Genomic DNA, 11,817 nt, shown 5'->3' with positions numbered 1-11,817 from the left:
ACCCGTTCAATCCGGTTTCGACTTCGCTCAACCTACCAGTATCGAGAGTTGAGCGGAGTCGAAACTCAGTTCATGGGAATCTTTCTTACGCGCAAGTCCCTTAGTCAATAAACTCGCCATCTTCGGCGACGCCTGGATCAGGAGTTTCTGCCTCAGATGGTTCCGGGGGGGCATCGGACTCGGCGGGGGCCACGGTGTCACCCTCGGGATCGGGCGTTTGGTTGCTCGCCAGCTGCCGCACCTGATCCTTGAACTGGGCGGGGGCGAGTTCTTCGGCCTGCTGGAACAGCACCACGGCGTCCGGCTCTCGCCCCGCGTCCCGCAACACCAACGCCTTGGCTAAGACTGGGCGAAAATCGTCAGGGGCGGCGTCGATCGCATCATCATAGACCCGCAGCGCTTCGTCAATATCCCCTTCTTCGACATACACCTGGGCCAACAAGAGCTGCACCGACCCCACATCCACCGCGCCGGGCGTCACTTCATTGATCTGCGGTGCGGACTGCAGGGTGTCTTGCAGCAGCCCCACCGCCGCCTGGGGCCGCTCTTGCTGCAGCAAGAGCGCAGTGAGTCCTTGCAAGGCGTTCATCTCCCCAGGGCGCTGATCGAGCACTGTGCGAAATTCATCCGCTGCGCCATCCAGGTCGCCAATGCTCTGCTTGGTTTGCCCCAGCAAGACCCGATATTCGGGGGTGTTGGGGTTGAGTTCCGCCAGTTTTTCCAGCGGTTCGACCACGCCTTCTAAATCGCCAAGTTGAATGCGGGCATCGACTAGCCCTTCGATCGCAGTTTGGTTGTCGGGTTCGCGCTCCAATACCAGTTCATAACCGCGGGCGCGGGCTTCGAGCTCGGCCTGGGCCTCGTTGACCTCGGGAGAATTACTGCCATTGGAGGTGGCGGTGGAGGGGCGATCGCCACCAGCGCTTAAAAAGGGCAACACCGACAAGGCCAAAAAGGCACCCACGGCAACGACTAAGACACTAATGACTAACCAACGATTGCGCTTTACCGCCACAAGCGAGATCCCGAATTCAACCTGCTCATCTTAGCGCCTTCGTTTGGGAATCCTCGCGCCGGGGTCGCATTAAAAATCAATGAAGAAATGACAAATCTCCTACGCTCCGACAAAAGCGTGCTGATTCGTCCCGTACGCTATCGGAAACAATGATTAACCATAGTGGCTAACAGGCCATTTCCCACCTAACTTAGACGGCAGATTGGCAAGGATCTCGCGGGATAGAAACGGCGATGCTAACCTTGAGGGAATTAACCCCCACCCAGCCAGCAGTCCCGGTGGGAGTGTTCAGGTTCAGGAGGATCCGAAGACCCATGAGTGCAGCGGAGAATACGCCCCCCAAAGCATCATCACCAAATGAGAGCCATCCCTTGAGTGGCCCACCCAAGCGTCCTTCGCTCCGTAAACCGCCCCCCCGCCCAGAAGCCGCCCCCCCGTCGACCTCGCCGCCAGCCACAGCCCCCTCTCTAGAGCCGGCGTCGGCACCGGCAGCGACGACCGCAGCGGCGACTTCGGCACCGAGCGTTCCGGAGCCTCGGTCATCGCTGCACCCGATCGCGCCGCCAAGTGAGCCGATGCAGTATCGCGCTATTGGGCTAGTGAGAGGGGTGTACCAACCGTCCGAGGAACAGCTCAATCGGGGCAACATTGTGGCGGATGACGGCAACACTCAGATTGATTCGGTCTTGTTGGGGCGCGTCACCAGCCTGATCAAGAAACACATTGACTTAGAAAAATCGCATCTGTGGGTGGTCTATCCCCGCACTCGCCAAGCGACGGAGTATGATTCTGAGCCGAGCGAAGATAGCGGCTTGCACCTACAAATCGTGGGAGTTTGGGAACCCGATACCCTCGGGCTGCCAGGGGAAAATCCCAAAACGGAGGCCGACTCGGATGACTCCGAAGCTGACGCGATGACAGACGAGCCCGCCACTGACGACGAGCCCGCAACTGATCCTGCGGATGCGAATACCACCGATGCGGCCCTGCCCTCCGAAAATTACTTCTCCGTTCGCGGCGAGGTATTGGCTTACGACGAAGACACGGAAACGATTCTGGTCAAAATTGTCCAGGGGTCTAAACGCTCAGGCAAAGGGCCGAAGGCGTTTAAGGTGCATGTGTTTGGCGCGATCGCGGGTAAGACGGTCGGATACTTTTGGGAATTTGAGGTCGAGCGCCAGGGCGAAAAGCTGGTCATGACCGATGGCCGACCGATTCGCCTGGTGCCACCGAAAAAGAAAAAGAAAGGTCGAGGTGGCACATTCCCCCGTCGCAATCGGCGCGAGGAAGGCGGCGATCGCCCCACTCGCCCCACCCGCAACACTGACAAACCTCGGGTGAAACCGCCCGCTCCGGTGAAATCGAATCCTCTGTAAGGAGGCTGGCACGAGGTGCGATCGCTGACTCTCAGGGTTGTCAGCCGCATCCCTAAAGCGCTATCGGCACGTTGCCCGGTAGCGTTTTTTGAGCGAACGCAAATACTTGAGCCACCATTCAGCCGGTTGCCCATAAAACGCAAAAATATCGCCAAAAGCCCGGTTGCCGTTCTGGTGGTGAATCTGATGGCGTTCTGGCGTGGTGATACCCAATCCCCGGCACAGCTTGGTTAACCAGACGGGGCGCGGCCTGGCTGGCGAGAAGCGATGCCGCCAAATCACATGCAACTCGGCCAGCCCCAGCCCCAAGCCCACGCCCCACGGCGAAATGGTCCACAACCACGGAATGAACACAAAATAAGGAAACGCACTCAAAAAGCCATCTAGCAGCGCGATCGGCTGGCGCTGCTGGATGGCGTAACAGACAAAGCTGCGCTGGGGACTGTGGTGAACCAGGCTGTGAAACCTGCCAAACACGTGCTCTGGCACGTGGTAACCAAACGTCGCGACAAAATCTCCCAGTAGCAACAGCAGTCCGGCAGCAAGTAGCATCCGTACCCCATCCATAGTCCTATCCCCTCCGTTCACAGCGACTCTAAGCGCACGCTATCAGGGGCTGATTAATAACCACTTAACGCGGGATTTAGAGAGGATTTAGAGGGCGCATTCCCAGATCAACCAATTCAGGCAGAGAGAACGTTAGGGTGGGCATCTGACCGGCTAGCAAGTTGGACAAATTGATGCAAAAATCACGACCAACGTCGGTTCAGACAGCTGTCAAGGTGGGCATCTTGTCCGCCAGCGGGCGTCTCCCTTGCCGCGCCGCCATAAACTTTTGGATAATTTTTACCGTGATCCGCTCCTGACCTCTGAAAAATTGGCCCGTGGGTCTTTAAGATTAAATCCCGTAGCACGGCAAAGGTTGACTTGTGTTAAGGAGTTCCAACATTCGACCGATGCCCCAGCGGTTTTTGCTACAACCATCTATCAAGGATTCGTTCATCAGCCCCTATGTATTCTCTCAGCCCTTTTACATGTGCTCGCTTGCAGCGGTTGCCCAAGCAACCAGTGGTTTGGGAGGGCGATCGCCGTCCCATTTCTGAGGGCATGTTGGATGCGTTTGGCTATGACGGGGGTGGCCCCGACGCTGATGCTGACGAAGCGAGCGACTGCATTATCTGGGTCGATGGCACTGAGGGCGTACTGCGGGCGGTAACGATTATCCCAGCTGATACGGGCCACGAAGCGGTGGTGCGAACCCTCCTGCAAGCGATGGAACATCCCCAAGGCGCAATGCCCCCCGCCCGCCCCCACAAGCTAGTGGTGTGCGATCGCGAGATTCACTTTTTTCTCCGAGGAGCTTTGCAAGACCTCGACATCACGGTGGACTACGCCGAAGTATTGCCAATCATTGACGAGATTTTTGAGAGTTTGCAGCAGCCTGGCGAACTCGCCGAATCGCCCCTGCCCCCCGATTGGGAAGCGGCCCTAAACAAACAAGCCCAGCAACTTTGGGATCATGCCCCCTGGAACCATTTGGGGGATGACCAGATTCTCAAAATCGAGTTAAACCAGTGGAATCTCGGGACGCTATATGTCTCGGTGTTGGGCATGGCGGGCTTAGAGTATGGTCTGCTGATTTATCGATCGCTCGATTCCCTCACGCAGTTTCGGAAAACGGCCACCGAAAGCAACCTGACGACGCGCCAAATGCAGCAGGCCTTCTTATCTCAAGACTGTCTGTTTCTCAACTTTGAACTGGTGCGAGATGACGCGGCGGCCCCGATTCTGCCGCTACCCTGGATGCAATCGGCCCCTTCAGAAGTCATCCCTGAGTTTGGCAGCCTGCATCCACTAGAGGGCCTACGACACACGTTAGAGCTGGAAGAAGCCGCCGCCCTGAGACTTTGTTTAGAGGGCCTCAACCGCTTCTTTAGAGCCCATGATGAAGCCCTGAATGTCGCCGACTTTCCTGACCTCTCCAATACCTATAAATTGCGGAATCCGTTAGATCAATCTTCGCTAACGCTCAAAGTCGCAACATGCCCCGACATCACTGCTCAACTAGCGATCGCCCAAAGCCTGAGTGCGCGCGACGCTAACCTGCCATCCTTTGAACTCCCCCGCTTTCGCGATGACTACGTGCCCGAAGGCTCGATGGTGCTGCTCACCCGGCTGCCCAGTATGGTGATTGATGCCGTACGCCAAGATCGAGGCGATCGCGATCGCCGTCCATCGACAACAGAAGACGACATGGTGCCCGTGGTCGCCATCCAGACTTCGCGACCCAAAGCCAAAAAACTCGCCTCCCAGTTAGAGGCTGCCCAAGGCGTTGAGGCCGTCTGTTTTAATCCCGGCAGTGACCCTATGTCAGGCGATAGCCTGCAACTCGGGCTGCTGCACACTGGCGACGGTGACTTTCATCTCTTCATCGAATTTTTGATGCAAGACACCCACGACAGTCGGCTGCTCACCCAGTGGCAAGCATGGTGTGAGGCCAGTCAGGGGCGATGTGGCGTCATGATTGCTGCCGGCGTAACCGGAGCCGCTAAGGGCCGCCCCGGCCCCAAAGAAACCGTCGCGTTTTTTGAAACCTGCTTAAAAACCCCCGAGGAACTCGACATTCCGCCGCTGCAAATGAGCTATGCCCTGGATTGGGAGTGAGGAGTGAGGAGTGAGGAGTGTGAGGGTGAGTGGGTAGGTGGGTGAGTGGGTGCTTACGCTGACCCGCGCCCAGTGCCCCCTGGGCCAAACCGTCGGCATCATCCAGCCGGGGTAATGCGACGTATTTAAAGTCGGTTCGGGTTAAGCCCAAACCGGTTACGTTCCCCTCTTGGGAGCTATCCGTTACACACAAGTGGCGGTATCGCTTATCGAGAAAGGATCTTGGGAACCGATTGCGGCAGTTTGATGGGCTGTAGAACCTCACCTCACCTCTCCTAAGCCCTCCGGGCAGGCTACGCCCACGCCAGGGGAGGAACCGGCAGCCTTGATAAATCTCTCCTTACCCAGGAGAGGTGCCGCCGGCGGTGAGGTTTTACCCCCGGCAACTCAAGGCCAGAAACCTTGCTATACAAGTCTTTGATGGAGTTTTGCCTAATGGATAGCTCTTGGGAGGAGCTAATGGGGTGGGTAAGCCGCTAACCGACCCACCTCGTCCTGCGGACACCCCTCCAATGGAGGGGATTGAGGCTACGGATAACTGTGAAAGTTCCTCTGCATCCTTGATCCCGAACTCAGGTTATTTATTGATGCCAATGCTTGGGAAAAGTCAATCCCGATTGATACTAAGCTGCTGTAACAAATTGCAACTGGGCGGGGCACTAATGGCTGATTTCAATCGCTATTGCCCCGAGAAAATAGTGACGGCTATATCAAGATTGTTTGACTTGCTGCCGACTTTTGCAAAGGAAGGATAAAGTTTGCGAGTTTATACCGAGAAAGCTCGTCTCAAAAATTCGTACATCGCATAGAAGGCCTTTTTCCCTCAGGGTTTACCCGGTTGGTTTCCCTGGGGGGAGGTGTAACTATCCAAGTTAAGGGTGTAGATACTGATTTCCTGGATGCCGTGAGGCTAATAACTTTTCGTTGGCTCATCGCATCAGTTGGCTTATTGCAATAGTTGTAACTGCGTCCTTGACGTGTGCATCTCTACAAGTCCCTTAGCCATAGGAGGAAGTGGCTATGTCGAAGCGTATCTACCGGCCCGATGGTGTCGCCAGTCAAAATGCTGTGAATCAGTGTCGTGATTTGGTTGCAGCTTCGGTCATTGCTCCTCACATGTTGCCCCGATGCCAACCAGAATCGGCTCGCATAATGCGGCAACAGGCACAACAGGCCATTAAGCGAGGCGATTACTCGCAGGCGATCGCGTCCCTAAATCGACTGATTATTCGCCAAGGAGCGCGAGCCGAAGACTTTAACAACCGTGGGCTCGTGCATTTATGGAATGGTCAGCTATGTAAGGCCATTCGTGATTTTGACCACGCGATCGCGCTCAACCCAGAGCTCCCCGCCGCCTACAACAACCGCGCCAATTACTACGCCGCAATGGGCGATTTTGAAAGCGCGTTGGCTAACTATGATCGAACCATTGATCTGAATCCGTTTCACGTGCGGGCCCGCATTAATCAGGGTATTACCCTGCGGGAACTCGCCTGCTACGATGCCGCGCTCGAAAGTTTTGACAATGCTTTGTTGTTTAATCAAAATTTGGGGGAGGCTTACGCGGAGCGAGGGCGCACATACCATCTGCGGGGCGACTGGAATTGTGCGATCGCTGATTACCGACGCGCTTTACAAAAACTAGCCAGCACCGATGCTGAAGCGATGTTGAACCTAAACTCTTGCCGTTATCGGGTAATGAACTGGCTCAGCGAGTTGAGTGTTGCGGCCTAGCAATTTTTAAGAAACTGAAGTATCCGTTCCACATACTGGGTGTCAGAAAGGAAACTTGAGACAGTGCCTGAGACGGTATCGCATGAGACTGCCAGCATTGCGAGGTCGCGACAACCGCAACGCTCCCGAAATTGAAGAAGACCGCAAATTTGCTCGATACTGTATCGAACCGAGCGTTGGCTCACACTACCGACTGCTGTTAATCAATGGATATTTTCTGGGGGCCGCCGCTGCTGCCGTTGCTGACAGAGTCGTCGTCATCAGTGACGGTGACATCTTGATTGCCGAGCCAAGACTTGACGGGGTCGTCGCTGAGGTCAAGGCGTAATACTCCAGATACAAAGCCGCCGACAAAGGCCACTGGCTGACGAGTCAGTTCTTGAAGAAAGGGGGTCAATTCATCCAAAAACATGAGTGCATTTCTCCTTACTGTTTGCCACCACACGCTTCTATCCTACACGGTGAGGCTGGTTGGCGCGATCTCTTCTCACCCACGTATGCCGCTTTCACCATTCGCATGAATGACGCTTAGGCACTCCGTTCGAGGGCCGCGTTGTAAATGCGCTCATTGGCCTGCACCGATTTGTGTAAATCGACAATGGGGTGAGGATAATCGACCCCCAATCGCACCTCAAAGCGCTTTTGTTCCACGTTTGATAACTGCCAGGGGGCGTGCACCTTAGAGGCTGGCAGGCGCTGTAATGCTGGCAACCAGTGCTTCACGTACTCACCCTGCGGGTCATAGTCTTTGGACTGCTTGGGGATATTGAAATAACGGAAGCCGCGAGCATCGTTGCCCACGCCAGCGGTGTAGTTCCAGTTGCCCCAGTTGCTACAGACGTCATAGTCCACCAGCAGCGACTCAAACCACTCGGCTCCCATGCGCCAGTCAATGCCGAGATTTTTGGTGAGAAAGCTGGCGACATTTTGCCGCCCTCGGTTAGACATGAAGCCCGTCGCCGCGAGTTCGCGCATGTTGGCATCCACGAGGGGATACCCCGTCTCGCCAGCGCACCAGGCGTTGAACCGGGGCCAGTCTTGTTGCCAATCGACTTTGAGGCCGCGCAGACCGGAGGGATAAAAGACGCGATCGCCATGTTTCAGGCAAATCAAGCGGAAATAGTCGCGCCACAGCAGCTCAAACACCAGCCAGTAGGTGGAATCGTTGCGCACCCGCTCCTGCTCGTAGGCTTGCACCGCCTGATAGACCCAGCGGGGCGAGAGGCACCCCAGTGCCAGCCAGGCTGAGAACTTGGAGGAATAGTTGGCCCCCAACATGCCATTGCGAGTTTGTTTATAAACCTTGAGGCAGTCGGCCTCCCAAATGTAGGCTTGCAAACGAGCCAGCCCGGCGGTTTCGCCCCCTTGAAATTTGAGCCCGGCGCGATCGTCATATTGCGGCGCTTCAACCCCGAGCTGGGTGAAATCGGGCAGCTCTCCCACGGATGCTGTCTGGGGCAAGGGAGGCAATTTTTCAGGGGGACTGAAGGGTTCGTAAACGGTGCTCGACTTCTCAACTTGTTTGCGAAATTTGGTAAATACTTCTGGCACCTTTTGCAGCGAAAAGGGCAAATCGTCCAGGTGATAAAGGGTTGCGCCCCAGTAGGTTTGCCCGGTGGTGTCCATTGCTTCCAGCTGATCGGCCAGGGTATTTTCTACGGCTAACTCTTCAGCGGTGGCTTCTTCGTGCCAGTAGACCGCCTCGGCGTTAAGTTCTTTGACCAAGGAGGGAATCACGGTTTCGGGTTCGCCCCAGCGAATGATCAGGTCACTGCCCCGCTGCTGGAGCGATCGCCGCAAATCGGCCACGCTTTCTAACAAAAACTGCGCTCTGAATGAACCCGTTTTGGGAAAACCAAAAGCGGTCTGGCCAAACTGCCGGGGGTCGAAACAATAGACTGGGATGACGCCACCGCCTGCCCGGAGGGCGGCTTGTAAGGGTGCATGGTCGTGCAGCCGCAGATCGTTGCGAAACCAAACCAGAATTGACATGAGAGCAAATAATTGACTTTGTGAACTTATGTAAACCTAGCAAGTTTCGTCCGCCCTTGCTGTGAGCCGATCGCGGCGGCGAATCACTTTGTGATGGCTAGCTGTTGGCGACTCAATACGTTCATAGCTAGTCAGTCACTATCCGCTGAGTAGAGCTTTCCAACAAATGCGCTGAAAGCTGCCGGGTGTCTACCAGTTTTGCAGTATGATTGGCGTCGAAAAACTGCCCATGATTGGCAGCGTCATGATTTAGAGCAGGTAGGCCTCTTAAACGAATGAAACAGTTGCGTCGCATTCTGCACATGGGGCTCTCAGCGATCGCCCTGCTCACAGCGGGCGTTGCGATAGACGCGATCGCCCCCCGTCCGGTGCACAGTGCCGAAAAAATTCGCATTCTTGTAGATGGCCCCTTATTGTTCGACCTCTCGGTCGAGTCTTTAGAAACCTTTGCGGAAACGGGCGAAATTACGGGAGATCTGCGGCTGTATGCCCGATTCTTAAACGAAGAGACGCTGCAATTTTTGCGCCAAGGGCTGACGCGCAAGATTCCCCTTAACGTAACTACGGTGGATAACCTCGCCTATTCCCCACTGGGGCGCGATGTTTTACTTAATGTCGGCAAAGTTTTCCAGGTTTATCGCGGGATCAATGGCCAGAAGGCACTACGGGCCGCCGTGATTGGGGCCGCCGCCAATGCCGACGCCGACGGGTGGACGATGCTTGACGTGTTGCAAGAATTTCCCACCCCAGCGATCGAGATTGAGCTGCAAGATTTGTTAGAACTGCGGCGACAACTGGCCGTCTATTTCAGCTATAACGATGCGATTGTGCGCACCATTCGAGCCCAGGCGAAGGCCGAAGCGGCCAATGAACCCAACGTCAACTTGAGCGAATTGGCCGATCTCAGCCAGCCTGGGGCGTTTGATTTCACTCAAGAAACGGTGACGGTGACGAATCCAGCGCTGCGGCAAACTTCCGAAGGTCTGTCCGTCAACTACGACTTTGATGTCGATGCCTACATTCCTAGTGGCTTGAGCGGCCCCGCCCCGATCGTCATTATTTCCCACGGCTTTGGCGACGTTAAAGAGAGTTTTGCCTTTATTGCCGAGCACCTGGCTTCGTATGGCTTTGTCGTTCTGCTACCTGACCATGTGGGCAGTGATTTGGCCTACCGGCAGGAATTTCTTCAGGGGCGGCTCAATACTTTGTTGAGCCCGATGGAGTTTATTAACCGACCGCAAGAGATCTCATTTCTGATTGATCGGCTAGAGGAGTTGGTGGCTGAGTCTCCGGAGTGGGCCGCTCAGTTAGATCTAGATCGCATCGGCGTCACTGGGGATTCCCTGGGCAGCACGAATACTCTGGCCTTAGCCGGGGCCGAGATTAACTACGCGCGCATCGTAGAAGCCTGTAATGTCGACAACGTGATCTTGAATTTTTCCCTATACCTTCAGTGTCAGGCGCAATTTTTACCGCCGCAAAATTTCGACCTCCGAGATCCTCGGGTGAAGGCAGTCGTCACGGGTCATCCTTTGGGTGCCTCACTCTATGGCCCCGAAGGATTCAGCCAGATTGACGTGCCGTTACTGATGGTCGGCGGCTCCGAAGATATTGTGGCCCCGGTAGCGATCGAACAGTTTCATCCCTTTATTTGGTTGGAAACAGAGCATAAGCATCTCGCCATGTTAGATATTGGCACCCATTTTTCTTCGAAGCCGGGGCGCGATGGGACCGGGGGCATTCTTGCGCTGTTGGCTGGGGCCAATCGAGCAGTGGGCAGCGCCTACTACAAAGCTTTGAGCGTCGCTTTCTACAACGTTTATTTGCGGGAGCAACCGGAGTTTTTGCCCTACCTCAGCGCGAGCTTTGGCAATCAATTGAGTGCTGACCAGCCCATGGGGTTGAGTCTGATTACGGAACTGCGGCCCGAGCAGATTGAGGCCGTCTACGGTCGTCGGCCCCCCGTGCCAATTATTCCCGCCCCGATCGCGGCGGCCCCGCCGCCCCGCCCCCAAAGTGTGTTGTCAGAGATTGCCGAGACCGGAGTATTAAAAGTCGCTTTTCGCAAAGACGCCGTGCCCTTTGGATTTATCAATCAGCAAAATGCGTGGGATGGCTATTGCGGGAATTTCGCGATCGCCCTCAGCGAGTACGTTGCTGCTGAACTCGACAGCGACGTCGAGATTCGGCTAGTGGAACTGACTTCCACCCTAGACAATCGCTTTGACCTGGTAACTTCCGGAGCGGTGCATCTCGAATGTGGCCCCAATACGATTCGTAATGATGTGGATGGGATTACCTTCTCCAATCCGATTTTTGTGACCAGTACCGAATTTTTGGTACCTGCAGGCCAGGAAAATGCGATCCGGCCTACGACCTCCCTGGGGGGAGTCCGCTTAGGGGTGCTCCAAAATACGACGACTCAGCAGTTTGTGGAAGCAAACTATCCGAACGCTGATATTACGCTGTTTTCTGGGGTGGAAGGGCGGCAAAACGCGATCGCCGCCACCGCTAACGGTGAGATTGCCGCCTTTGTCGGGGACGGTATTTTGACTTACGGCGAATTGCAGCTGCAGGGACGAGACATGAATGACTTTTCGCTGATTCCAGAAATCCCGCTCACCTGCGAATACTACGGTCTAGCCCTGCCCAACAACGATCCGGAATGGCGTACCTTGATTAACCAATTCTTGATTAGCGACAGTGAAAATCCCATTTCTAATCTGTGGTTTTCCTCCATCTATCCAGAAGAATTAAATAAAGCCGAGTTCTGCCTAAATCAGTAGCTTCTCGTGGTCGCCTTCTCCTGGGGCAAGCTACTAAGTATACACACCTCGATGGCTCCCTCCAAATGCTGCTTTTACCCCCCCTTTGTCCCTCCAATTCTGGGTAATTACGTACTTGCCTAACCACATATTTGCCCACTCAAAGAGAAGCCACTGCGCGTCTACACCCTAAATCCCTCTCCCAGTTTTGGGCTACTAAGTACACACAAGTCATGTTGTAGTAGGATGCTGCCAGAAAACATGGGGTCAT

At 55.2% G+C, this 11,817-nt stretch carries 8 protein-coding genes; 4 read left to right on the top strand and 4 right to left on the bottom strand.

The window, feature by feature from the left end:
• Positions 1 to 100: 100 nt before the first annotated feature.
• A complete protein-coding gene (locus tag JUK32_RS28495; protein ID WP_204140089.1) occupies positions 101 to 1,015 on the bottom strand; it encodes a lipopolysaccharide assembly protein LapB in 915 nt (304 codons plus the stop codon).
• A 314-nt stretch (positions 1,016 to 1,329) separates the two neighbouring features.
• On the opposite strand from JUK32_RS28495, the gene JUK32_RS17175 reads away from it, so the two are divergent.
• Positions 1,330 to 2,391, top strand: a complete 1,062-nt coding sequence (locus JUK32_RS17175; protein WP_204140088.1) for a hypothetical protein — start codon at positions 1,330 to 1,332, stop codon at positions 2,389 to 2,391.
• A gap of 60 nt (positions 2,392 to 2,451) precedes the next feature.
• Here the strand turns inward: JUK32_RS17175 and JUK32_RS17170 are convergent, their stop codons facing one another.
• Positions 2,452 to 2,958, bottom strand: a complete 507-nt coding sequence (locus tag JUK32_RS17170; RefSeq protein ID WP_204140087.1) for a sterol desaturase family protein — start codon at positions 2,956 to 2,958, stop codon at positions 2,452 to 2,454.
• A 444-nt stretch (positions 2,959 to 3,402) separates the two neighbouring features.
• Here JUK32_RS17170 and JUK32_RS17165 point away from each other — a divergent pair, with 444 nt between their 5' ends.
• Both JUK32_RS17165 and JUK32_RS17160 read left to right on the top strand, forming a co-directional pair.
• Positions 3,403 to 5,055, top strand: a complete 1,653-nt coding sequence (locus JUK32_RS17165) for a DUF6930 domain-containing protein (RefSeq protein ID WP_375541578.1) — start codon at positions 3,403 to 3,405, stop codon at positions 5,053 to 5,055.
• Between the two features lie 1,020 nt (positions 5,056 to 6,075).
• On the top strand, positions 6,076 to 6,789 hold the full coding sequence (locus JUK32_RS17160) for a tetratricopeptide repeat protein (RefSeq protein ID WP_239112771.1): 714 nt from the start codon (positions 6,076 to 6,078) through the stop codon (positions 6,787 to 6,789).
• Between the two features lie 199 nt (positions 6,790 to 6,988).
• Here the strand turns inward: JUK32_RS17160 and JUK32_RS17155 are convergent, their stop codons facing one another.
• Both JUK32_RS17155 and JUK32_RS17150 read right to left on the bottom strand, forming a co-directional pair.
• Positions 6,989 to 7,201, bottom strand: a complete 213-nt coding sequence (locus JUK32_RS17155; RefSeq protein ID WP_204140085.1) for a hypothetical protein — start codon at positions 7,199 to 7,201, stop codon at positions 6,989 to 6,991.
• 116 nt (positions 7,202 to 7,317) lie between these two features.
• Positions 7,318 to 8,781: a DASH family cryptochrome gene (locus JUK32_RS17150; protein WP_204140084.1), complete on the bottom strand. Its 1,464-nt coding sequence runs from the start codon at positions 8,779 to 8,781 to the stop codon at positions 7,318 to 7,320.
• Positions 8,782 to 9,056: 275 nt separating this feature from the next.
• Here JUK32_RS17150 and JUK32_RS17145 point away from each other — a divergent pair, with 275 nt between their 5' ends.
• Positions 9,057 to 11,567 carry an alpha/beta hydrolase gene (locus JUK32_RS17145; protein WP_204140083.1) on the top strand — a complete coding sequence of 837 codons (2,511 nt, stop codon included), beginning with the start codon at positions 9,057 to 9,059 and terminating at the stop codon, positions 11,565 to 11,567.
• Positions 11,568 to 11,817 lie beyond the last annotated feature (250 nt).

This window comes from Halomicronema sp. CCY15110 (genome assembly GCF_016888165.1).
Classification (GTDB): Bacteria; Cyanobacteriota; Cyanobacteriia; order Phormidesmidales; family Phormidesmidaceae; genus Halomicronema.
The sequence above is the reverse complement of the archived record's forward strand: the minus strand, read 5'-3'. Positions and strand labels throughout refer to the sequence as shown.

Coding starts and splice junctions, on each gene's coding strand:
- JUK32_RS17175 (WP_204140088.1), top strand. CDS start 1,330: ATGAGTGCAGCGGAGAATACGCCCCCCAAAGCATCATCACCAAATGAG.
- JUK32_RS17170 (WP_204140087.1), bottom strand. CDS start 2,958: ATGGATGGGGTACGGATGCTACTTGCTGCCGGACTGCTGTTGCTACTG.
- JUK32_RS17165 (WP_375541578.1), top strand. CDS start 3,403: ATGTATTCTCTCAGCCCTTTTACATGTGCTCGCTTGCAGCGGTTGCCC.
- JUK32_RS17160 (WP_239112771.1), top strand. CDS start 6,076: ATGTCGAAGCGTATCTACCGGCCCGATGGTGTCGCCAGTCAAAATGCT.
- JUK32_RS17155 (WP_204140085.1), bottom strand. CDS start 7,201: ATGTTTTTGGATGAATTGACCCCCTTTCTTCAAGAACTGACTCGTCAG.
- JUK32_RS17150 (WP_204140084.1), bottom strand. CDS start 8,781: ATGTCAATTCTGGTTTGGTTTCGCAACGATCTGCGGCTGCACGACCAT.
- JUK32_RS17145 (WP_204140083.1), top strand. CDS start 9,057: ATGAAACAGTTGCGTCGCATTCTGCACATGGGGCTCTCAGCGATCGCC.